23 protein-coding genes are annotated in these 21,530 nt (G+C 58.5%); 15 read left to right on the top strand and 8 right to left on the bottom strand.

Translation table 11 applies throughout. The features are described 5' to 3' along the window. The first annotated feature begins 45 nt into the window (after positions 1-45). From VOY09_RS16895 to VOY09_RS16855, 9 genes are all read left to right on the top strand, one after another. Positions 46-1,188 carry an NADH:flavin oxidoreductase/NADH oxidase gene (locus VOY09_RS16895; RefSeq protein ID WP_322895564.1) on the top strand — a complete coding sequence of 381 codons (1,143 nt, stop codon included), beginning with the start codon at positions 46-48 and terminating at the stop codon, positions 1,186-1,188. Between the two features lie 128 nt (positions 1,189-1,316). Continuing rightward, a complete protein-coding gene (locus VOY09_RS16890) occupies positions 1,317-2,114 on the top strand; it encodes a putative hydro-lyase (RefSeq protein ID WP_322895565.1) in 798 nt (265 codons plus the stop codon). Between the two features lie 56 nt (positions 2,115-2,170). Then, positions 2,171-3,226 carry a TRAP transporter substrate-binding protein gene (locus tag VOY09_RS16885; protein ID WP_322895566.1) on the top strand — a complete coding sequence of 352 codons (1,056 nt, stop codon included), beginning with the start codon at positions 2,171-2,173 and terminating at the stop codon, positions 3,224-3,226. Between the two features lie 36 nt (positions 3,227-3,262). Then, positions 3,263-3,841, top strand: coding sequence for a TRAP transporter small permease (locus VOY09_RS16880; protein ID WP_322895567.1), 579 nt, complete (start codon positions 3,263-3,265; stop codon positions 3,839-3,841). Beyond that, positions 3,838-5,115: a TRAP transporter large permease gene (locus tag VOY09_RS16875; protein ID WP_322895568.1), complete on the top strand. Its 1,278-nt coding sequence runs from the start codon at positions 3,838-3,840 to the stop codon at positions 5,113-5,115. Before VOY09_RS16880 ends, VOY09_RS16875 begins: the two co-directional genes overlap by 4 nt. 37 nt (positions 5,116-5,152) lie before the next feature. Then, positions 5,153-5,845, top strand: coding sequence for a DUF2848 domain-containing protein (locus VOY09_RS16870; RefSeq protein WP_322895569.1), 693 nt, complete (start codon positions 5,153-5,155; stop codon positions 5,843-5,845). A 9-nt stretch (positions 5,846-5,854) separates the two neighbouring features. Continuing rightward, complete coding sequence (locus tag VOY09_RS16865; RefSeq protein ID WP_322895570.1) at positions 5,855-7,162, top strand: amidase family protein; 1,308 nt, start codon at positions 5,855-5,857, stop codon at positions 7,160-7,162. Continuing rightward, complete coding sequence (locus tag VOY09_RS16860; RefSeq protein ID WP_322895572.1) at positions 7,159-7,944, top strand: hypothetical protein; 786 nt, start codon at positions 7,159-7,161, stop codon at positions 7,942-7,944. Before VOY09_RS16865 ends, VOY09_RS16860 begins: the two co-directional genes overlap by 4 nt. 57 nt (positions 7,945-8,001) lie before the next feature. Next, positions 8,002-8,907 carry a LysR family transcriptional regulator gene (locus VOY09_RS16855; RefSeq protein WP_322895574.1) on the top strand — a complete coding sequence of 302 codons (906 nt, stop codon included), beginning with the start codon at positions 8,002-8,004 and terminating at the stop codon, positions 8,905-8,907. Between the two features lie 129 nt (positions 8,908-9,036). Here the strand turns inward: VOY09_RS16855 and VOY09_RS16850 are convergent, their stop codons facing one another. Further along, entirely contained in the window at positions 9,037-9,264 is a 228-nt protein-coding gene (locus VOY09_RS16850) for a DUF1127 domain-containing protein (RefSeq protein ID WP_322895575.1), read from the bottom strand. A gap of 84 nt (positions 9,265-9,348) precedes the next feature. Here VOY09_RS16850 and VOY09_RS16845 point away from each other — a divergent pair, with 84 nt between their 5' ends. From VOY09_RS16845 to VOY09_RS16830, 4 genes are all read left to right on the top strand, one after another. Then, complete coding sequence (locus VOY09_RS16845) at positions 9,349-10,749, top strand: PLP-dependent aminotransferase family protein (protein WP_322895577.1); 1,401 nt, start codon at positions 9,349-9,351, stop codon at positions 10,747-10,749. Positions 10,750-10,974: 225 nt separating this feature from the next. After that, positions 10,975-11,934: a sensor domain-containing diguanylate cyclase gene (locus tag VOY09_RS16840; RefSeq protein WP_322895579.1), complete on the top strand. Its 960-nt coding sequence runs from the start codon at positions 10,975-10,977 to the stop codon at positions 11,932-11,934. A gap of 122 nt (positions 11,935-12,056) precedes the next feature. Continuing rightward, positions 12,057-12,329, top strand: coding sequence for a hypothetical protein (locus VOY09_RS16835; RefSeq protein ID WP_322895581.1), 273 nt, complete (start codon positions 12,057-12,059; stop codon positions 12,327-12,329). A gap of 19 nt (positions 12,330-12,348) precedes the next feature. After that, positions 12,349-13,344, top strand: coding sequence for a LysR family transcriptional regulator (locus VOY09_RS16830; RefSeq protein WP_322895583.1), 996 nt, complete (start codon positions 12,349-12,351; stop codon positions 13,342-13,344). Here VOY09_RS16830 and VOY09_RS16825 read toward each other — a convergent pair. The 7 genes from VOY09_RS16825 to VOY09_RS16795 form a co-directional block, all read right to left on the bottom strand. Continuing rightward, complete coding sequence (locus VOY09_RS16825; RefSeq protein WP_322895585.1) at positions 13,341-14,597, bottom strand: TRAP transporter large permease subunit; 1,257 nt, start codon at positions 14,595-14,597, stop codon at positions 13,341-13,343. The two genes, VOY09_RS16830 and VOY09_RS16825, sit on opposite strands and share 4 nt — an antisense overlap. A 13-nt stretch (positions 14,598-14,610) precedes the next feature. Next, positions 14,611-15,180: a TRAP transporter small permease gene (locus VOY09_RS16820; protein ID WP_322895587.1), complete on the bottom strand. Its 570-nt coding sequence runs from the start codon at positions 15,178-15,180 to the stop codon at positions 14,611-14,613. Beyond that, entirely contained in the window at positions 15,180-16,142 is a 963-nt protein-coding gene (locus VOY09_RS16815) for a TRAP transporter substrate-binding protein (protein WP_322895589.1), read from the bottom strand. Before VOY09_RS16815 ends, VOY09_RS16820 begins: the two co-directional genes overlap by 1 nt. 73 nt (positions 16,143-16,215) lie before the next feature. After that, entirely contained in the window at positions 16,216-16,968 is a 753-nt protein-coding gene (locus VOY09_RS16810; protein WP_322895591.1) for an SDR family NAD(P)-dependent oxidoreductase, read from the bottom strand. Positions 16,969-17,018: 50 nt separating this feature from the next. Beyond that, a complete protein-coding gene (locus VOY09_RS16805; protein WP_322895593.1) occupies positions 17,019-18,050 on the bottom strand; it encodes a transketolase family protein in 1,032 nt (343 codons plus the stop codon). Further along, positions 18,047-18,901, bottom strand: coding sequence for a transketolase (locus VOY09_RS16800; protein WP_322895595.1), 855 nt, complete (start codon positions 18,899-18,901; stop codon positions 18,047-18,049). The genes VOY09_RS16805 and VOY09_RS16800 overlap by 4 nt, the downstream gene beginning before the upstream one ends. A 119-nt stretch (positions 18,902-19,020) precedes the next feature. Continuing rightward, positions 19,021-19,479: a hypothetical protein gene (locus tag VOY09_RS16795; RefSeq protein WP_322895597.1), complete on the bottom strand. Its 459-nt coding sequence runs from the start codon at positions 19,477-19,479 to the stop codon at positions 19,021-19,023. A 254-nt stretch (positions 19,480-19,733) separates the two neighbouring features. On the opposite strand from VOY09_RS16795, the gene VOY09_RS16790 reads away from it, so the two are divergent. Beyond that, complete coding sequence (locus tag VOY09_RS16790; RefSeq protein WP_322895599.1) at positions 19,734-20,336, top strand: hypothetical protein; 603 nt, start codon at positions 19,734-19,736, stop codon at positions 20,334-20,336. A gap of 34 nt (positions 20,337-20,370) precedes the next feature. Then, a complete protein-coding gene (locus VOY09_RS16785; protein ID WP_322895601.1) occupies positions 20,371-21,453 on the top strand; it encodes a hypothetical protein in 1,083 nt (360 codons plus the stop codon). Positions 21,454-21,530: the final 77 nt, after the last annotated feature.

Below are 21,530 nucleotides of genomic sequence, written 5' to 3'. Positions count from 1 at the left end.
CATCCGCAGGCTATCGTGAACCTCAGCAGCCTTGAAGGAGAGATGATGACCAATCCATCCGCTGATTCCCGTGTCACGGGCGAGAATGCCCGCCGTATTCTGCGCCGTGATCCAAACCCGCATCTGTTCCGTCCGATCAGTTTCCGGTCTGTGACTGTGCGCAACCGGATCGTGCTGTCACCGATGTGCCAGTATTCGGCGCAGGACGGCGTTCCGGATGATTGGCATCTGGTGCATCTTGGCGCGCGTGCTGCTGGTGGTGCGGGCATCGTCTGCACCGAGGCTGTGCATGTCACGCCGCATGGACGGATCACAAAGCACGATCTTGGTCTTTGGAACGACACACAGCGCGACGCACTGGCCCGGATCGCCGCTTTCATCACATCACAAGGGGCGGTGCCTGCGATCCAATTGGGTCACGCGGGCCGCAAAGCCTCGGTCGGGCGACCGTGGGAGGGCAGTCATCCTGTGCATGAGGTGGACGGTGGTTGGCCGACTGTTGGTGCATCTCCCAAGGCTTATGCTGATGGGTGGCCGACGCCGCGCGCTTTGGATGCGGCAGGGATCCAAGCTGAACTGGATGCACTGGCGCAGGCGACCCGCCGCGCCTATCAGGCAGGGTTCCGCATTGTCGAGCTGCATGCCGCGCATGGATATCTGATCCATCAGTTTTATTCGCCGTTGAGCAATGACCGGGTTGATGAATACGGCGGCAGTTTTGAAAACCGTATCCGCTTTCTGATCGCGTCGCTGGATGCCATGCGCAGCGAATGGCCACAGGACCTGCCATTGTTCGTGCGGCTCAGCGTGACTGATTGGGTCGATGGCGGTTGGAGCGTCGCGGACAGTGTCCGGCTTTGTCAGATCCTGCAGACGCGCGGCGATGTTGATCTGATTGATTGCACCTCTGGTGGGAATGATCCCCGTCAGCAAATCCCGATCCATCCGGGGTATCAGGTGCCTTTAGCGCGCCAGATCAGGGCGGAAACCGGGCTGGCAACCGGCGCTGTCGGGTTGATCAATGCGCCCGATCTGGCTGAGGCGATTGTTGCCAATGGCGATGCCGATTTGGTGTTGTTGGGGCGTGGTTTGCTGGCTGATCCGCATTGGCCGCTCAAAGCCGCACAAGCGCTGAAGGCACAAAATGCAAGCTGGCCGGTTCAATATGAAAGATCGAATATTTTTTGATTGGCGATCAATAAAATTGATCAAGACTGATGAAAACTAAAAATTAGACTAATTTTGCCAGTTGGTGCTTACTAATAGCTTGCGAAGGTCGCGCTTGGGACCGAAGCGGATGGGATCAGAACAATATCATGCTGGATACACCGACCACAGCCAAACCGACTTTTGAAACTGCAGCCGCATTGCGTTTGGCCTGCCGCGAGGGGCGCTTTGCCGCACCGACCAGCGGGCAGGCACCGGGGTTTCAGCAGGGCAATGTGGTGATCCTGCCGCGTGATCTGGCGGGGGATTTTCTGCGCTACTGCGTCATGAACCCGAAACCTGCGCCGATCCTTGGCGTGTCGGAACCCGGTGATCCGCGCCTGCCCAATCTGGGCGATGGTCTCGATATCCGCAGTGATGTGCCGCGCTACCGCGTTTTCCGCGATGGAGAGCCGGCAGAACAACTGACCGATATCCATGATCTGTGGCGCGATGATTTCGTCAGCTTTGTGATCGGCTGTTCTTTTTCGTTTGAAACAGCATTGCTGCAGGCGGGCATCCCGGTGCGCCATATCGATGCCGGGCGCAATGTGCCGATGTATCTGACCAATATCCAGACTTATGCCGCCGGTCCCTTTGGCGGGCCGATGGTGGTGTCGATGCGTGGGTTTTCCACGCCTGACGCGATCCGGGCGATGGTCCTGTCGGCGCAGATGCCGCAGGCGCATGGCGCGCCGGTGCATTTCGGCGATCCTGCTGCCATCGGGATCAGCGATATCGACACGCCCGATTTCGGCGATGCGCCGATCCTGCGACCCGGTGACGTGCCGGTGTTCTGGGCCTGTGGCGTGACCCCACAATCCGCGATCCGCAAGGCAAAGCCTGCAATCGCGATCATGCACGAACCCGGTCACATGCTGGTGACTGACCTGTCGACCGATGCGTGACGGCAAATGTCGCGCATTCCAAAAACCAGAAACTGTCCTCAACAAGGAGAAAATACATGAAAACTGTCCTTCATTCCTTATTGGCATCTGCCGCCTTTGTGCCGCTTGCCTTGACCGCCACGGCCCAAGACCTGCCTGAAACCACGCTGTCCGTTGTGGGAAGCTGGAGCAACCTGCCGCTTTATCAGGACTTCGAACGCGCCTTCTGGGAAGAAGCGATCACTGAAGCCTCCGGCGGCAGCATCACCGTCAACATGACAACATTCGACCAGATGGGTGTTGCCGGTGGCGACGTGTTCCGCATGCTCGGCGATGGTGTCTTTGACGTGGGCATGACCGTGGGTGACTACACCGTCGCCGATGCGCCTGAACTGGAAGGGTTGGATGTCCCGCTGCTGGCGATTGATGCCGACACGGCGCGCCAGATGACCGAAGCGGCCAAGCCGATGGTCGCCGATATCATGCGTGACCGGTTCAATTCCCATATGCTGGCCATCGCGCCTTATCCGCCGCAGATCGTGTTCTGCGATACCGAAATCACCAGCCTTGCCGATCTGGAAGGCAAGAAAATCCGTGGCTCTGGCCGGATGACGACGCTGTTCCTTGAGGCTTTGGGTGCAGAAGGCATCACGATGGCATTCTCTGAAGTGCCGGGTGCTTTGGAGCGCAGCGTGATTGATTGTGCCGTGACTGGGGCCGGGTCGGGCTATGCCTCGGGCTGGTACGAATCTTCGACCCATCTGGTGAACCTGCCTTTGGGCGGTTGGGACCCGGTGATCACGGCGGTCAATCTGGATACCTGGGACGCGCTTGACCCTGCCGTGCAGGCATTCCTGACCGAACAGGCGATCACAGGCTTTGAAGACCCCGCATGGGCTGATGCCGGCGGCGCGCTGGAACGCGATATCGCCTGTCTGACCGGATCAGGTGAATGCGCAGCAGGCCCATCCGCGTCGATGACTTTGGTCGAACTGTCGGAAGAGGATCAGGCTCGCGCGATTGAGGTTCTTGAAGCCTCGATCCTGCCAGACTGGGCCGAACGCGCCGGTGGTGATTGGGCACAGCGCTGGAACGACACCGTGGGTGCCGCATTGGGTGTCAGCATCAACTGATCATCACACGTGACGCCTTAGAAAAGGAGCGGGGCAATGACGCATGCGGATAAACTGGCCGGACAAGCGATGCAGGTGGTGCATCTGCTGCGAACGGCCAACCGATGGATTGCCCTGCTTTGCGGCATCGTGCTGCTGCTGGCGGTCGCATTGATCATGACCGAGGTGCTGGGGCGGCAGTTCCCAGCCCTGCGCATCGGCGGTGCGGATGAACTATCCGGCTATGTGATGGCCGCGATTGCGACATGGGGCTTTTCCTATGCGCTCATGGAACGGGCGCATGTGCGCATTGACCTGTTGCATGCCCGTCTGCCCGCTGCGGGCCGGGCTGCGCTGGATATCATCGCGCTGGCCAGCGTTCTATTGGTCGCGGTGATGGTCGCAGTTTACGCCTATGGCGTGTTGGACACGTCACTGACGCGCGGTTCGCGGTCGAATACGACGCTGGGGGTGCCGCTCTGGATGCCACAGGTCGTCTGGTTTGGCGGCTGGGCCTGGATGGTGATCACCTCTGGCCTGTTGCTGGCGGTAAGCGTCTTTCTGACAGCCTTGCGCCGGTTTGAACTGGTCGAAGATATCGCCGCAATTCCGGTGGAGACAGGAGAAATTCAATGATCTGGTATGTCTCAATCGGGCTTGCTGTGCTGCTTGCCCTGTCTGTGCCGGTTGGTGCTGCGCTGTTCATCCTTGGCTTTGGGCTTGATCAGTTCTTTTCACCAATGCCGCTGATGCGCGGGCTGGGGCAGATGGTCTATTCGTCCTCCGACAGTTTCCTGCTGATCGCCATTCCACTGTTCGTCCTGCTGGGTGAAATCCTTGTGCGCGCCGGGATCGCCGAACGCACCTATGCTACGCTGGACACATGGTTTTCATGGCTGCCGGGCGGGTTGGTCCATGCCAATATCGCCACGGCCACGATGTTTTCCGCCACATCCGGATCGTCTGTCGCGACAGCCGCAACAGTGGCGACGGTGGCCATGCCGCAAGCCCGCAAGCAAGGCTATGATCAGCGGCTGTTCGCAGGCGCGATTGCGGCGGGTGGGGCGCTGGGAATTTTGTTGCCACCCTCGATCAACCTGATCGTCTATGGTTTTCTGACCCAGACCTCGGTGCCGCAACTCTTCATGGCGGGGATCGTGCCGGGGCTGTTGATGGCGCTGGGATTCATGATCATCACCGCGATCATTTGCACGATCAAACCGGCCTGGGGCGGACCAAGCCGCAGCTTTACCTGGGCCGAACGGCTGAACGGATTGCAGCATCTGATCCCCGTGCTTTTGGTTTTCGCCGTCATCATCGGGTCGATCTATACCGGCTGGGCCACCCCGACCGAGGCTGCGGCCATCGGCGTTGTCATGGCGCTGTGTATCGCGGCCTTTTACGGTGCCGTCACGGTCGAGAATATGCGTGCCGCCTTGCTTGGCACGATCCGCACGACATCGATGGTGATGTTCGTGATCGTCGGCGCCTATTTCCTGAACTTTGCACTGGGGGCGACGGGCTTGAACCGTGCGCTGTCGGGATTTCTGGAAAGCTTCGGTCTTGGCCCCTACGGCATGCTGATGATCATCGTGCTGATGTATATCGTGCTTGGTTTTTTTATCGAAACGCTGGCGCTGATGATCGCGACAATCCCGATTGTCGTGCCGATCGTCATTGGTCTGGGCTTTGACAAGGTCTGGTTCGGCATCCTGCTGATCGTGTTGATCGAGATGGCGCTGATCACACCGCCAGTGGGCCTGAACCTTTACGTCGTGCAAGGCGCGCGCAAGGAAGGGCGGCTGAGCGATGTGATGATCGGTGCGATACCGTTCGTATTCGTAATGCTGTTGATGGTGGGTCTGTTAATCGCCTTCCCGACAATTGCCTTACTCTTCGCGCCGTCCTGACGCGGGCATCAATTTAAATGAAACGGGAGGATATCTGATGGGCAAACCTATCGCCTTTGAACGGGCTGGCCATGGGCCGCTGGAGATCGAGATCACCAATGGCGTAATCGCTGGCTGGACTGGACGCAACGCCGATGCAGTGGCGCATCATATCGCGGAACTTGCTGAAATCGGCGTGCCTGCACCATCGAGTGTACCGCTGTTTTACCGCGTGTCGGACCTGATGTTCACCACGGCGGCGGAAATCCAATGCCTTGATGACACATCATCGGGTGAGGCTGAACCGATGCTGATTGATGACGGCAACAGGCTTTATCTCGGGCTGGGGTCCGATCACACGGATCGCAAGCTGGAAGCCTATTCCGTCGCACATTCCAAACAGATCTGCCCGAAACCGATGGCCCCTGTCTTGTGGGATTATGACGACGTGGCCGGGCATCTGGACGATATCCGCATCCTTTCTTTTATCCGTGAAGGTGGCGATTGGATCGCCTATCAGGATGGGACCTTGGCTGGTATACGCCCTCTGGCCGATCTGGTGGCCGCATCGCCTGTGGCCAAAGGCAGCACGCGCCTCGCGCCCGGCACGGCGATGATGTGTGGCACCTTTGCCGTGTTGTCAGGCGGGGTGCGCCCCGCGGCGGAATTCCGGATGGAAATGATTGATGACCGTCTGGGCCGTCGCATCGAACACAGCTACAAGATGGTCAGCCTGCCTGTTATCGCCTGAGGATATCCCATGACCCGATCCCCCCTGACATCGCCCTGCGGTCGCATCACCTATCGTGCCGAGGATCGCGCGCGCCATGTTATCGACCGGGCGATGGATATGCCTGCTGCGGTCATGTCGGAAATCTACACGCAGTTTGACGCCTCGCAGATCATGGCAGCGGCGCAGGCGCTTGATCAGGATGCTGTTCGCCGCAGCGGCGCTTTGGCGGGGCTGATGGTTTCGGTCAAAGACCTATTCGATGAAGCAGGGCAGGTGACCGCCGCCGGATCGCAGGTTCTGCGCAAAGCTGCACCCGCAAAATCTGATGCGGTTGCGGTTGCGCGGCTCAAGGTGGCGGGGATGGTGCCTTGCGGGCGCACGGCCATGTCGGAATTTGCCTATTCCGGAGTGGGTCTGAATCCGCATACCGGCAACCCCGGCAATGCGCGCGACGCGACGCGCATATCGGGCGGGTCGACTTCGGGCGGTGCGTTGACGGTGGCGCTTGGCCTTGCCGATGTCGCCTTGGGCACCGATACGGGCGGGTCGGTGCGTATCCCGGCGGCGCTGAACGGGCTGGCGGGGTTCAAGCCGACGCAAGCCGCTGTGCCGCTAGATGGGGCGTTTCCGCTGTCGCAATCCTTTGACAGTATCGGACCGCTCGCCTTGCGGATCGCGACCTGTGCGGCGGTGCACGCGGTTCTGTCGGGCACCTCTGCGCCCGCGGCCACGACCGGCCCGCTGAAATTCGCCGTCCTGCAAGGTCCTTTGATGCAAGGGTTGGACGCGCGGGTCGCGACGGATTTTGAGGCAGCGTTGGCCGCCTTGCGCGCTGATGGTCATGAGGTATCCGAGGTTGCATTGCCCGAACTCGATGGTTTCGGCGATGCCAACCGGATCATCGTCGCGACCGAGGCGCATGATATCCATGCCCATCACCTGGCCGACCTGCGCACCAAGGGCGATCCACGAGTGCTGCGCCGGATCATGGCGGCGGAGAGTTTTGCACCTACGGACTACGCCGACAAACTGGCGCAACGCGCGCGGGCGATTGCCGCCTTTGAGAGCCTTGCGCAGGACTATGACGCGTTGATCGTGCCGACCCTTCCCACAATTGCGCCATTGATTGCGGAGGTTGAGGCGGATTTTGACCGGCTCAACGCCTTGATGCTGCGTAACCCGTCGGCTGTGAATTTTCTGGATGGCTGCGCGGCGACAGTGCCAATGCAGCAAGCGCAAAGGTTGGCCACCGGTCTGATGATCTTTGCGCCTGCCGGACATGACTGGCAGGTGCTGGATGCCGCAGAACGGATCGAAGCGTTGCTGCAATCTTGACTGGGACGTTGATCTGGGCGGCTTTCCTTGCCCGTGTGGCGGGGACGGGTTTTGTCGTGGTGGCGATATCATGGATCGCTGCACGCATGGGGCCGAAAGTGGGTGGCATTGTCGTGGGATTGCCGATCGTGCTTGCGCCGGGTTTTGGCTTTATGCTGCTGGATCATTCGTCTGATTTTGTCGCGCAGGCGGCAGCCGGGGCGCTATTCTCTCTCGCGGCGACGCAGATTTTCCTGCTGGTCTTTTTTGCCATTTCCCGCAGTTCAGGCCCGGCTTTTTCTGTCGGAGGCGCTGCGGCGATCTGGGCGCTTCTGGCTCTGCCTCTCAGCATAATGCCGCATCATCCCGTCATCGGCGCGGGACTTTTCATCGCCGTCACGATCATAGCACGCAAGATTGGGCAGCAATGGGCGGTCGGCCAAACAGCACAAGTCAGCGGTACAAAATGGCGGCTGTTGGTTCTGCGCGGGTTACTGGCAGGGCTGCTTGTGGGCATGGTTACCTTAGGGGCCACTGCAATAGGGCCTGCCTTTTCCGGGGCTATCATGGCCTTTCCCATCGGCTTTACCGTGATCGGCATATCGCTGCATCTGGATCACGGCGGGCATTTTGCGGGCCAGACCGCCTATGCCGGGCTGAACGGGCTTTACAGCCTTGCGGGGTTTTGCCTGTGCCTTGCGCTGTTGATGGGGCAGATGGCCGCGCTTCCCTCTTTTATCCTCGCCCTGAGCATGTCGGTTCTGATCACGCTGTTGCTGATGCGGCGGGCGCAGCGGGCTTGACATGACACGCCGCAGGGTGCCCGCTGCGGCTTGGACTTTCAGTATCGGATTGCACCTATGGTAGATTTCAAAGGGCTAGAGACATTTTCATGGGTCGCCGCCCTTGGCAGTTTTCGGGGTGCAGCGCAAAAGCTGAACGCTACCCAACCCGCCATTTCTCACCGCATCGCCCAGCTGGAAGAAGAGGTAGGTGCCAAGCTGCTGAACCGTGAAAGCCGCAAGGTAACGCCAACTTTGCGGGGACGGCAATTGTTGGTCTATGCCGAAAAGATTCTTGCCATGCGGGCCGAGATGCTCGCCAGCCTGCGCGATACCGAGGCGGTGCGCGGTGTGATCCGGCTGGGCGTCGCCGAAACCATTGTCCATACGTGGCTGCCGAGTTTTATCAAAGAAGTGCATCGGATCTATCCCAATCTGACGATCGAGATCGAAGTAGATATTTCCCCCTCCTTGCGCGCGCGTCTGTTGGCGCAGGAAATTGATATCGCCTTTCTGCTGGGGCCATTATCCGCGCCGCTGCTGCGCAACCGGCTTTTGTGCGAATATCAGGTGAATTTTATCGCAAGCCCGGCGCTGAAAGTTCCCAACCCTGCCAGTGTGGGAGATCTGGCTACTTTTCCTCTGATCACCTTCGCCCGCAAGACCCAACCCTATGAACAGGTTAAATCGCTGTTCAACCGGCCCTATCTGCCGCCCATCAAATTGCATGCCAGCGCATCGATGGCGACAGTTGTCCACCTTGCTATCGAAGGCATCGGAATCGCCGTAATCCCGCACGAGCTTGTCGAGGTGGAGCTGCAAGATGGCAAACTTGAACTGATCACAACCGACCTTGCCATGCCGCCCTTGTCGTTCTGCGCCAGCTGGCTGGAAAGCCCGGATACATTGGCCATTGAAATGGTCACCGAAATCGCCGTGCAGATGGCGGCAGCGCCATATCAGAATACAGTAAGTTTACTATGACACGACAATCACTGCCAGCGAATTAAGCTACATCTGCTATGATACAGGGTGACAGACCGCTGTTCCATCTCGTCAGGTGATTTGCGCCGCAAGACTAAGTCCAAGGCAACCAAACTGGCACAGAACCCTTTAGTCTTTCCAGAAGGGCTTTCTCGCTTCTTTGTAGGCGGCATCCCGGCTGAGGCCGACATCCGCCAGAAGATGCTGTTCAAGACGATTCAAGGCTTTGCGCGTGCGCCGGTACCGGTCCCACTTTGTCACTATGATTGCCGTGGTGATCAAGAGATGCGCCACTGACGGAAGGTGCGCTTGGTCGTTGAGATGCGCAAGTTGTGCTGCGTGAGGCGATGGTGACATGGGGCATCCCTTATATTGTATTGACACAATATGAAAAATTAGTACAATCGATGAATACAAAAGTGTGCCGGCGAAGGACAGAAAATGATTGTGCCCGATACAATTTGGCATCCTGAGCTGCCGGTTTCCGGGAAATCCAAATACAAGGCCTTGGCACAAGCCATTCGCGAAGGTATCGCGATGGGTCATCTTGCGCCCGGAACGAAATTACCGCCCGTACGCGATCTTGCCTTTCGCGTGAAGGTGACGCCGGGCACTGTCGCGCGGGCCTATACGCTGCTGACCGAAGAGGGGCGTCTTCGGGCAGAGGTGGGCCGCGGCACCTTCGTTGCTGCCGGACGCGTGGCTCGTACCGAGGGGGCAACCCCTCTGGTGAATTTGCCCGTTGATGCGGTTGCAGATTTCAGAAGCAGCCGTGTGCCTGATGTTGGACAGGGTCAGATCATAGATGCGGCCCTGATCAAGCTGGGCGAAAGCCACCGGCGGCGTCACATCAACTATCCGACTGCGGAAACCGACCTCGAAGCACGTATGGCCGTCGTTTCCTGGATTGACCAAGAGCGATCGGGCGGGGTCGGGCCCGAGAATGTCGTCTTGGGAAATGGCGCACAAAATTGTTGCATCCTGGCCCTTCAGGCCGAACTGAGCGGTCAGAACCCGATCATCATGACAGAGGAGCTTGGCTATCCCGGCGCGCGTCATGCTGCACGCTTGCTGCGCGCACAGACCGTCGGCCTGCCGATGGATGATGAGGGTATTCTGCCGGAATTTTTCAGGCAGGCCTGCCGTGATCATGGGGGTCGCATTCTGTTGACTTCGGCCGAAGTGCATAGCCCGACCACAATCCGTACCAGCCTGGCGCGCAAACAGGAAATAGCGCAAATCGCACGTCAGTTGGACATCACAATCATCGAAGATGATTGCCATACGACAGCTCAAAGCGACATTCCCAGCTATCGATCCATACTGCCCGACCAGAGCTATCTTGTTTCGTCACTGACGAAATCGGTCAGCGGGGCATTGCGGTTTGGCTATGCCATAGCCCCCGTTGGGCGCGAGAAGGAACTAAGGCAAGTCGCGCAAAGCTCGTTCTATGGGGTGGCGCAACCCATTCTGGATTTGTGCCACGCGTTGATCACCAGCGGGGCCGCGTCTGAAATCCGCGACCGTGTTGTTGCAGAGACTGCAATCCGGGCACGACTGGCCGTCAACGCACTGGGTGCCTGGGATTTGCGCTGGCGAGAAGATGCACCTTTCGTCTACCTGAACATGCCGCAGGGATGGCGCGCATCCGGCTTTGCCATGGCCTGCGAAAAACGTGATATTCTGATCAAGCCCGCCGATGAATTTGCCTTGCCGCATTGTAATGCGCCAAATGCAGTGCGACTTGCCATAAATACATGCGCATCCGACGACTTGTTCCTCAAAGCCATGTCCGACATGAACCACTTGCTGGCCAACCCAGAATCTCGGATCGACGGGTAAACGTGAAATCCCTTGGAGGCTTGCGGCGAACGAGAATGAGTTGATCACAGCAGACTATGTAAACCGCCTGCTTGACGGCGAAAGCCCGTTGCGCGTCGAACTGAGACGCCGGTTTTCTTGATCATCACGCCGATCATCTTCTTGATATCTATCAGAAGGAACTCGGACGGGGTATGAAGGTCAGCAAGTGATTTTTTGAGCAACGAGATTCTTCAGGAGAGCATGATGTCAAACATTGATGAAGCGACACGGATCAGTGCTCTGCGTCGGTACAATATCCTGGACACGGCGCCTGAAACAGAGTTTGAGAATATCATATCCTTGGTCCAGTCGACGTTTAAGGTGCCGATGGCGGCCATCAGCTTCATCGACACGGATCGCCAGTGGTTCAAGGCAAGTCGCGGTCTTGAAGCGAGCGAAACACCAAGAGACGTCGCATTTTGTGATTACACCATTCGCAATGATGCGGTGATGGTTGTGCCCGATGCGAAAGCGGATGAACGTTTCGCAGACAATCCTTTTGTCACCGATGCAGGCGTGAAGTGCTATATGGGCACGCCACTGAAAACCTCTGATGGTCAGAATATCGGATCTTTATGTGTGATCGGAACAGACCCTAGGGACTTCTCGGCGGATGAAGCCTCTATCCTCGCAAGCTTCGGCGATCTTGTTGTGTCACAGCTGGAACTGCGGCAGTCCGCAAACCTGGACCATCTCACGCATACGATGTCGCGCGGTGCCTTTCTCGACCAGATTGATGGCGTCATCAAAGCCTATCACCAGAAAGGTGTCTGCGCGACTCTGGCTATTCTGGATGTCGACAGGTTCAAAGACGCGAATGACGGCTATGGCCATCCGGTCGGGGACAGAATCCTTCAGGCATTTGCGACTGCATGCTCGGACAATCTGCGGTCAGATGATCTTATTGGTCGTCTGGGTGGCGATGAGTTCGGAATACTGCTTCGCGGCGTGACACCGGTCACCGCACGTACGATTCTTGCGCGCATTCACACAGAAATATCCAAAATATCATTGCCGGATATCCCAGATATAAAAATCAGCGCCAGCATTGGCTACACATCAATCGCGGATGAGATTCAGACCAAGGAAGGCTGGATCGAGAAAACAGATGAAGCACTTTACCGGGCAAAAGCGAATGGACGTGCCCAGATGGTCGCTGCTTAGACCTGTCCATCAAAGCTCTGCCGTTGACACCCCTGCGTGAAGCCGCGACATTGTGTCATGGTGCCGCCCGGCAACGTAGCTATCGCCATCTTGCAGCCAATCAGTTGAGAAGGAGTGGCCAGTTGGATCGCATCCCGAAATACGGCCTTCCGGTGCGGGTCAGCATCATGGGAGAGACAGCAGATTTGCTGGGCGTCGTTTATGTCCGGCAGGAGCAGCGTGTGATCGACATGCTTTGCGACGCCCGGCCCTTCTTTCCGCTCCAGACAAAAGAGCGGCTTGTGCTGGTGAATAAGGCCGCCGTCTCTCTGATCTCCATGCTGGAGCGCGCGCAGGTGGAACAAGCGCTCGATATGTTCCCCGGCGTCAATCTGGCCGCGCTGAACGAAAGATAGGTTGGCAAGCTGCTGAAAAATGCGGGACATCAATCTTAAATCCATGGAATATTTCGAGGCTGTGGCGCGGCTGACCTCGGTCACGAAAGCCGCGGCAGAGCTTGGTGTGTCACCCTCTGCCGTCAGCCAGCAATTGCGCCAGCTTGAGACACAATTTGGCGTCCGGCTGTTCCGGCGGGAAAAGCAACGGCTGGTGCTGACGCTGGATGGTGACCGGCTTTACCATACGACGAACCAAGCCTTCCGCGCGATCCGCAATGCCAGAAGTGCGATCACTCGCCAGCGTGAAACCCGCGATCTGGCGCTGCGGGTCAGTCCCAGTTTCGGGGTGCGTTGGCTCGGGCCGAAACTGTCGGGCTTTCTGGTCGAAAACCCCGAATGGCGGATCAGGGTCGATGCCACGCCCGATTTCACGTCCTTTGAAACTGAAGCGGTCGATTTCGATATCCGCTATGGGCTGGGAAGCTGGCCGGGCCTGCATGCGGATTGCCTGTTGGATGATCTGGTGCTGCCGGTGTGCAGCCCGTCCTATGCCGCGATGCTGCGGGCAGGTGCGGATGATATCGCAACCCAGCTTGCCAACGCGCGGCTGATCGACAGCGTCAAGATGCTGTATCGCTGGGATGTCTGGCTGGCGAGCAATGGGATTGAACTGCCCGCACTGGATTATCCGGCCCGGTTTGATCGGTCATCAATGTCGATTGAACTGGCCAAGCAAGGTGGCGGGATCGCGCTCGAAAGCGCGACGCTGTGTTTGCCGAACCTGTTAGATGGCGAATTAGTGCCCTTTGCCCCGGCGATCCCGGTGGTGAAATTCCCCGCCTATTGGTTCGTTTGCCCGCCACGCCACCACAGCCGCCGGATCGTGCGCCGCTTTGCTGACTGGATTGAAGGGGTGTGCAAGGCCCATGACCTTGAGGCGAGGCAATGTCTGGACCGGCTCGGATGTCATATCAGGCCCGAGGAAAGCTCGGACCTGATGGCTGCGATCTGGGAAGTCAGCACCGAACGTTAGTAGATCGTCAGCGCCGGCACGTAGGATATCAGCAACAACACGATGATCGCGACCGCGTAGAATGGCAGCAAGGCGCGGGTCACCTCGCCGATCCCGGCTCTTGCGATGGCGGCAGAGATGAACAGCGTCGTGCCGACCGGCGGGGTGTAAAGCCCGATCGACAGGTTGACGACCATCATCAGCCCCAGTTGCACGGGATCCAGCCCGATGGCCTGACCGATGGTCACAAAGATCGGACCGAGCAACAGCACCGCTGCAGGCAGATCAAGAAATGCGCCGATGATCAGCATCACGACATTCAGCGCAAGGATCACCATCCAGGGTTCGGACAAGGTCGCGGTCAGCCAGGTGGTCAGTGTCTGTGGCACGGCCTCTGCCGTCAGGATCCACTGGATTGTGGACGAGGCCATGATGATCAGCATGACGGCCCCGGTCATCATCACCGTTTCCACCGCCGAGGACCACAGATTGCGCAGGGTCAGATCGCGGTAGATCAGCCCGCTGACGATCAGCGCATAGGCCACGGCCATCACGCTGACCTCGGTCGGGGTCGCGACACCGAAACGCAGGGTGCCGATGATGAAAACAGGCATCAGCAGGGCGGGAATGGCGGCGACAATCTGCGGTCTGAAGGCACGGAACCCACCTTCCAGCGGGGAGCGCGGCAGATTCTGGCGGCGTGCGACCCACCAGACGGTGGCAAACATACCCCCGCCCAGCATGACACCGGGCAATATACCCGCAATGAACAGATCGATGATCGACACATTGGACACAAGGCCGAACAGGATCAGCGGGATGGACGGCGGGATCAGCACCGACACGGTCGAGGAGGCCGCATTGATCGCCGCTGCAAATCCGGCCGGATAGCCTTGCTTGATCTGCACCGGGATCAGCGCATTCCCCAGCGCCGAAGCATCCGCCACCGCAGAGCCCGAGACACCGCCGAACATCACCGAACCAATGATGGAGACCTGACCAAGGCCGCCTTTCATCCGCCCGACCAGCAGGCGTGCAATGTTCACGAGGTAAACCCCAAAGCGCCCGGACATCATCAGGCTGCCTGCCCAGATGAAAAACGGGATCGCCAGCATGGGAAAGCTTTGCGTCGGGGTATAAAGCCGCTGTGCAATCACGGCCATGGGCCGTCCTTCCAGCCACAAAGCCGCGGCCACGCCGCCCAGCATCGCATAGGCGACCGGCACCGCAAGGGCGAGCAGGCCAAGAAAAATCCAGATCATGGCGGGTGTCATCTTCGCATCCTTTCTAGCTGAGGCTCGCACTGCCGGGAGTGGGATTATAAGCGACCCCGCCAACCAAGAGCCTTGCGATATTGACGATGGCGATCACTGCCATGGCAGAGAAAGCGAAGATCAGGCTGGAATAGCCCCAGATCTGTGTGATCCCGAGTGTCGAAAGCGTCTGGAATTGTGCCGCTTTCAGGATCGGCTGGCTTGACCAGACGACGCTGATGGAAATCACCACGATAGCGACCTCAATCGCGATCAGGATGATCCGGCGAGCCTGCGGTCCCGCCAGTTCAGGCAGCAGTGTGATTGCGATATTGCGCTTTTGCGCGGCGGCGACGACGATGCCCCCCGCGACAAGCCATGGCAAAAGCAGCGCATGGATTTCATAGGCCCAGGCGATGCCAGACCCGAAAATATAGCGCAAAATCACGTTGAGCAGCAGCGCGACAAACATGGCGGCAAGGCAACTCACCGCGATAACGCGTCCTGACAGATCAAGCAGTTTCTCGATCCAGCCCGTCAGCCGGATGAGGGGGCGTTGCCACCCCCCGTTTCCGTCATGTTCCGGCGTTGTATCCGGGCGCATCACTCATCCGCCGCTTGGCGCAGCGCCTCGACGAGTTCGGGGAATTGCGATGCATATTGTTCGTAAACCGCAGCAGTGGCCGCAATATAAGCCTCGCGGTCAATCTCGGCGAAGGTTGCACCTTCGGCTTCCATCGTCGCGCGCAGGCTTTCGTTCTGTTCCAGCGAAATGCCGCGCTGGAATGCGCCCGCCTCTGCCGTCGCATCGGTCAGGCAGGTCTGCGTGGCCTCATCCAGACCCGACCACCAGCCAAGGCCAGCCACAACCGGCGTGGTTTCATATTTATGGCCAGTCAGCGTGATGAAGGGGGTGATTTCGTGGATCTTGGAGGTGTAGATATTGGTCAACGGGTTTTCCTGCCCGTCGAACACACCCGATTGCAGCGCGGTGGGCAATTCCGAAAACGCCAGCGGCGCGGGGGCGGCCCCAAGTGCGGTAAAGATCGTGATCGTCATCTGATCAGGCGGTGTGCGGATCTGCATGCCCGCGACATCCGCAGGTGTCGGCACATGTTTGGTCGTATGGCTGACATGGCGGATGCCATTGTCCCAGAAGCCCAGAATCTTGAGACCTGAGTTCTGCGCGCGTTCATCAAGCAGCGCGCCGACATCGCCGTCCAGCACTTCAAAGGCAGTCCCAAGATCAGAGAACAGGAAGGGCAGACCGATCGTCGCGATTTCGGGGACGATCTGAGACATCGCACCTTGGCTGTTTGCGGTGATGTTAATGACCCCCGCGATGGTCGAGGTCAGCATTTCCACATCATCGCCCATCGTCGCGGAGCCCGCGACATTGACGGTGGTGTCGCCTGCCGTGCATGCGGCGACAAGGTTCGCGAACATCTCTGCCGCTTCATAGCGTGGGTTGCCGGGGTTGGCGCCATGCGCAAAGATGATCTGATCCGCCTGCGCGGCACCTGCGATGGTTGTCGTGGCCATCAGGCCAATAATCAGGAATTTCATTCGGGTCTCCTCCTCGAATTTATCGTGGTGATGGTGGGCTTGCCGCAGGGTCCTCCCATTGCGGCAAGGTGGTTTAATGGATCAAGGAACCGCCGTTCACATCGACCTCTGTACCCGTACAATATGCCGAAAGTGCGGAGGCGAGGAACAAGGCACAGCCGGCCACATCCGATGCATCGCCCGCGCGGCCCATCGGGATGCCGGCCAGAATTGTCGCGTTCATTTCCGGTGTCAGTTTCCCGGCGGTGATATCGGTCGCGATGAACCCGGGGCAGATCGCATTGACGCGCACATTGGCCGGGGCCAGTTCGCGGGCCATCGCCTTGGTCAGGCCCAGCACGCCTGCCTTGGCCGCTGAATAATGCGGGCCGCCAAAGATCCCACCGCCACGCTGGGCCGAAACCGAGCTGAGGTTGACGATACTGCCGGATGTGTGGTCGCGCATAGTCGGGATAACAGCCTGACTCATGTAGAGCGTGCCGCGCAGGTTGACGTCGAGCACGGCATCGTAGTTTTCGCCTTTGATATCCATGATCTTCAGCGGTTGGGTGATCCCGGCATTATTGACCAGAATATCCACCTTGCCCCAAAGGCCGATCAGTTCGGCCATCGCTGCATCACAGGCGGCTTTGTCGGTGACATTGCAGGCAATGCCGACATGGCCTTCGCCCAGATCGGCGGCAGCGGCCTTGGCCTGATCCAGATCCAGATCAAGGATCGCGACCTTCGCGCCGTGTTCAGCGAAAAGCTGCGCTGTCGCTTTGCCCAGACCGCGCGGCGACGCCGCCCCGGTGATGACTGCAAATTTTCCGTCGAGTAACCCCATGGTCCCCGTCCTCCCTTAAAATTGGTTGAATCTTGGTCTGGGCAGGCGTCTCAGAGCCAGCCTTTGATCTGTGCCGCCACTTTGTGGACCGACAGACCATACATATCGTGCAAGGTCGGCAGACCGCCTGCTTCCAGAAATGCATCCGGCAGACCGATCATGCGGAATGTCGGGGTGACCCCGTTGGTCAGCAGCGTCCGCGCCACAGCCTCGCCCAGCCCACCGACGATGGTGTGGTTTTCGGCCGTCACGACCAGCCGCCCGCCTTTGCCCGCCTCGGCAAGGATCGTGGCGACATCCAGCGGTTTGATCGTCGGCACATGCAACACGGCCACATCGACATTGTCTGCCGCCAGCTTTTCCGCCGCATCAAGCGAGCGCATGGTCATGAACCCGGTCGAGATCACCAGCACATCCTTGCCCTCGCGGATCATCTGGGCGCGGCCAAGTTCGAATTTGTAATCGGGCTTGTGGCGGGTCAGAACGCGCGGCACCTTGCCACGCGGCAGGCGGGAATAGACCGGGCCATCATGGGCTGCCAGCTGCGGCACCATGCCCATGATGTCATCTGCATCGCAGGGATCGATGATCGTCATGTTCGGCAGGCCCCGGAAAATCGCCAGATCCTCGGTCGCCTGATGGCTGGGGCCATAGCCGGTTGTCAGGCCGGGCAGGGCGCAGATGATCTTGACCGGCAGGTTTTCCTCGGCGATCGCCATGGCGATGAAATCATAGGCCCGGCGCGAGGCAAAGACAGCATAGGTCGTGGCAAAGGGGTTGAACCCTTCGCGGGCAAGACCCGCCGCCGCCGACATCAACAATTGTTCGGCCATGCCCATCTGATAGAAACGGTCCGGCATTTCCTTGGCGAAAATATGCAGATCGGTGTATTTGGCCAGATCGGCGGACAGGCCGACGATCTTGTCATCCTTGCGCGCGGCTTCGACCAAAGCATGGCCAAAGGGGGCCGAGACTGTCTCATAGCCTTCTGCAGCCAGTGACGCGATCATTGCGGTGGTTGCGACCTTTTCCTTTGGAACCGGACGCGGTTCATATTTGCGCTTCATCGAGGCGATGGTCATTGCGGCTTTCCTTCATCCAGAACGGCAAGGGCCTTGCCCCATTCATCAGCTTCGACGCGCACGAAATGCGTGATCTCGCGGCTTTCAAGGAAAGGCACACCTTTGCACATCGTCGTGTCAAAAATGATCGCGCGCGGTTTGGGGGCAGTCAGGTTGCGGGCGGCATCAAAAGCCGCAACAACCGCCGCCAAATCGTTGCCGTTGACGCGCTGCACATGCCAGCCGAAGGCGGCGAATTTATCGCCCACCGGTTCGGCGCTCATCACCGCATTGGATTTGTCATCGGCCTGCTGGTCGTTGAAATCCACCAGACAGATCAGATTGTCGAGCTTGTGATGCGCCGCTGACATCGCTGCTTCCCAAGTCGAGCCTTCGCCCAATTCGCCGTCCGACATCAGGTTATAGATGAAGGCGTCTGATTTTTTGCGCTTGAGCCCAAGCGCCATGCCGACGCCGATCCCCAGCCCCTGCCCCAGCGACCCGCCGGTGATTTCCATCCCCGGTGTGTATGATGCCATGCCTGACATCGGCATGCGGCTGTCATCCATGCCATAGGTTTCCAGCTCATCCTCGGGCAGGATACCTGCCTCCATCAGCACCGCGTAAAGCGCGATCGCATAATGGCCGATGGACAAAAGGAACCGGTCGCGGCCGTCCCATTCGGGTTCATCGGCGCGATAGGTCATGGCGTGAAAATAGGATGTGGCCAGCACATCGGCGATGCCGAGCGCTTGGCCAATATAGCCCTGGCCCTGAACTTCGCCCATCAGCAAGGCCTTGCGGCGGATGTTCCAAGCCCGGCGCTCCAACGAAACGTTGGAACCGCGCAGTGCGGTGAGTGTTTGTGTCATTGGTGTCCTCCAGCGCCGGCAGATCTCCTCGCTCCGGCACGACTGGAATTTAGCCGCAAATGCCTGCGCTGTCCTTGCTGAAAAATTAACAAGTCATGAAGCTGATCTTCACAACGTGGTCACCAGTCAAATCTTCTCCGCAAGACCTCCAACACGACATCCGGCGTCACGAAGGCACGATTGACCCCGTCGCCTGCATAGGCCGATTGCCCGCGCTGCGGCCCGCTGACCAGCGGCAAGGCGGCCCAGACAGAGGCAAGGCAATTGCCAAGCGCCAGCAGATCGGTGTCAGCGTCATAGAACCCGCAATCATGCATCAGGAACCGGGCCAGATAGGTCTGCACCTCAGAATCAAAGATCAGGCTATCGGTGATGTTGCGCTCTTCAACCAGCGCGAGCAAAGTCGGATAGATGAACTGATACCGCCCCACTGCTGAGGATACCGTACCCAAGCTGCGGATTTGACGCTGATAATCGAGCACCTCGGCCAAGGTCATGTCGGTCAGGACTGATTCGGGTAGAAGCGGGGCAAAGTCAGTGATTGTGCCGAACCCGCGCGACCCTTCCAGGTCACCCATCAGGTTTAAGAACGCAACGTCATTTGCCTCGAAACGCAGGGTAGGCTGTGCGTAAACGTTTGCAACTGTGCCTGCAAAGATCCCGGCAGACAACAAAAAAATGAAAAATGTGCGACAAATTGTCGCTGTTACGCAATGCACACAATCATCCCCGGCGCAAGGTGCGAAATGTTTCAGCGATAGCAACAGTGACGGTTTTACGGTAGGAGTGTCAACACAAACGCGAGAGTTTAATAATGATTAACAGAGTATTCTTGCGGTGGCTTCAAGCCGCCGCCAAAACGCATTTTGCTGCCCTTTTAGGGCATGCTGGGCGGATCACTGGCCTTATACTGGCGCTGGCGCTGGCTCCTGCCACCAGCATTGCGCAAGATGGCGCCGCCCCTGAACCGGCCACCGCCGCCGAAGACGTGCCCGCTGCCGTACAGGTCACCTTGGAAGGGTTTACCCTCGCACAGGAAGTGTCCGAGGAAGGTGAGCCTGTTTTTGATGACAATGGCGACCCGGTCATGATCCGTGTGCCGCTTGCCGAAAGCGTGGTCACACCGGGTGATCAGGTGCTTTACGTGATCACTTTGGATAACCCGACAGAAGAACCCGCAACAGATGTCCAGCTTGGCGCGCAGGTTGCCGCCGAAGTGGAACTGGATCCGTTCAGCTTTACCGGCCCGGACGGGCTGGAGATCGCCTGGGCTGATGCAGAAACGCCAGATGTTTTTCGTCCCGTTTTCGAACAGATCGACGGCGAAGAAGTTATGACCGCCGATCTGGAAACCTTGCGCAGCCTGCAGCTGACGCTGCCGGAACTGGCCCCGACCGAACAGTTCAACGTCACCTATCTCATCACACTTCGCTGACTTCCGCGACTTTCATTCACCCGAGGACTAAATCATGTTTCGCCAATCTATCCAGTCCGTCGCCTTTGGCGCGGCACTGACCCTTTCACTGAGCGGTGCTGCCTTTGCACAGACCGCGCCCAACGTTCTGGTCACCAACAGCATCGATCTGACATATAACAGCGGCGCCGACACGCCGACTGTGACACAGGACGATGCCGCAAGTGTCGCATTCCGCGTTGACCGCAAGATCGACGTGCTTGTCACTGCGGATGCGGATAACGGGTCCGTTTCCGTCGTTCCGGGGCAGGAGACGGTCGTTCTTTCGTTTCTGGTCGAAAACAACGGCAACGATACGCAGGGCCTGATCGTTGATGTTGCGACGGATGGGTCTGTGGGCGCAGATGATCTGACCTATAGCCCGACAGTAACGGATGCTGAGGGCAGCTATTATGTGATGATCAGCGATACCACCTCGGTCGATGACGGTGTCGTTTACAACGTCGATACCTCACTGAACGCCGGTGATATCGCGGCGGGTGATGACTATTACGTGCTCGTTGTGGCCAATGTGCCGATTGATGCCGCCGATGCGCAATTCGCTGACTTTGTTGTCACAGCCTTGGCCACGAACGCAAATTCAAATACGCCCGTCGTACAAGATCGCAACCAAGGTCTGGCCGGGGTAAACACGGTCTTTGCTGATGCTGCATCATTGTCAACGCGGACAGGTAACCAGATCAATGCCGCGTTCAATGGGTCGGATTCCGATGAAACGCGGATCCTTTTGACGGCCCCGGTTATCGCCGCGACCAAAACAGCCGTCGTTCTACATGAAGGTCTGCCGGGCACCACATTCGCTTGTGCGACCGGTGGAGCTGTTCCGTCATCACCTCTTGCCGCGATCCCCGGTGCTTGCATCCAATACACGATCACGGTGACAAACAACTCCGACAGTGGCACTGCTGCGACTGATATCGTCATCACCGATGAACTGCCTGATGAAATCAGCTATGCAGGTGTCACCGTTGGCGACTTCACAACAGTGACAGAATCCGGCGGCACGATCACGGCAACGCTGGCAAATCTTCCAGCTGATGAAGATGCATCCTTCACCATCCGCGCCATCGTTGACTGAATAAAGCCGAACGCGGGTGCGCGGCTGTGATGCTGCGCGCCCATCGTCATTTTTAAGTTCCTGTTGTGTTCGGATTT

This window comes from Yoonia sp. 67-2, assembly GCF_035117555.1.
Taxonomy (GTDB): domain Bacteria; phylum Pseudomonadota; class Alphaproteobacteria; order Rhodobacterales; family Rhodobacteraceae; genus Yoonia.
This window is presented reverse-complemented; position numbering and strand designations above follow the sequence as displayed.

Bases quoted from the DNA above. Each gene is read 5' to 3' on its own strand.
- VOY09_RS16895 (WP_322895564.1), top strand. From the start codon at position 46: ATGACCAATCCATCCGCTGATTCCCGTGTCACGGGCGAGAATGCCCGC.
- VOY09_RS16890 (WP_322895565.1), top strand. From the start codon at position 1,317: ATGCTGGATACACCGACCACAGCCAAACCGACTTTTGAAACTGCAGCC.
- VOY09_RS16885 (WP_322895566.1), top strand. From the start codon at position 2,171: ATGAAAACTGTCCTTCATTCCTTATTGGCATCTGCCGCCTTTGTGCCG.
- VOY09_RS16880 (WP_322895567.1), top strand. From the start codon at position 3,263: ATGACGCATGCGGATAAACTGGCCGGACAAGCGATGCAGGTGGTGCAT.
- VOY09_RS16875 (WP_322895568.1), top strand. From the start codon at position 3,838: ATGATCTGGTATGTCTCAATCGGGCTTGCTGTGCTGCTTGCCCTGTCT.
- VOY09_RS16870 (WP_322895569.1), top strand. From the start codon at position 5,153: ATGGGCAAACCTATCGCCTTTGAACGGGCTGGCCATGGGCCGCTGGAG.
- VOY09_RS16865 (WP_322895570.1), top strand. From the start codon at position 5,855: ATGACCCGATCCCCCCTGACATCGCCCTGCGGTCGCATCACCTATCGT.
- VOY09_RS16855 (WP_322895574.1), top strand. From the start codon at position 8,002: ATGGTAGATTTCAAAGGGCTAGAGACATTTTCATGGGTCGCCGCCCTT.
- VOY09_RS16850 (WP_322895575.1), bottom strand. From the start codon at position 9,264: ATGTCACCATCGCCTCACGCAGCACAACTTGCGCATCTCAACGACCAA.
- VOY09_RS16845 (WP_322895577.1), top strand. From the start codon at position 9,349: ATGATTGTGCCCGATACAATTTGGCATCCTGAGCTGCCGGTTTCCGGG.
- VOY09_RS16840 (WP_322895579.1), top strand. From the start codon at position 10,975: ATGTCAAACATTGATGAAGCGACACGGATCAGTGCTCTGCGTCGGTAC.
- VOY09_RS16830 (WP_322895583.1), top strand. From the start codon at position 12,349: ATGCGGGACATCAATCTTAAATCCATGGAATATTTCGAGGCTGTGGCG.
- VOY09_RS16825 (WP_322895585.1), bottom strand. From the start codon at position 14,597: ATGACACCCGCCATGATCTGGATTTTTCTTGGCCTGCTCGCCCTTGCG.
- VOY09_RS16820 (WP_322895587.1), bottom strand. From the start codon at position 15,180: ATGCGCCCGGATACAACGCCGGAACATGACGGAAACGGGGGGTGGCAA.
- VOY09_RS16815 (WP_322895589.1), bottom strand. From the start codon at position 16,142: ATGAAATTCCTGATTATTGGCCTGATGGCCACGACAACCATCGCAGGT.
- VOY09_RS16810 (WP_322895591.1), bottom strand. From the start codon at position 16,968: ATGGGGTTACTCGACGGAAAATTTGCAGTCATCACCGGGGCGGCGTCG.
- VOY09_RS16805 (WP_322895593.1), bottom strand. From the start codon at position 18,050: ATGACCATCGCCTCGATGAAGCGCAAATATGAACCGCGTCCGGTTCCA.
- VOY09_RS16800 (WP_322895595.1), bottom strand. From the start codon at position 18,901: ATGACACAAACACTCACCGCACTGCGCGGTTCCAACGTTTCGTTGGAG.
- VOY09_RS16795 (WP_322895597.1), bottom strand. From the start codon at position 19,479: ATGGGTGACCTGGAAGGGTCGCGCGGGTTCGGCACAATCACTGACTTT.
- VOY09_RS16785 (WP_322895601.1), top strand. From the start codon at position 20,371: ATGTTTCGCCAATCTATCCAGTCCGTCGCCTTTGGCGCGGCACTGACC.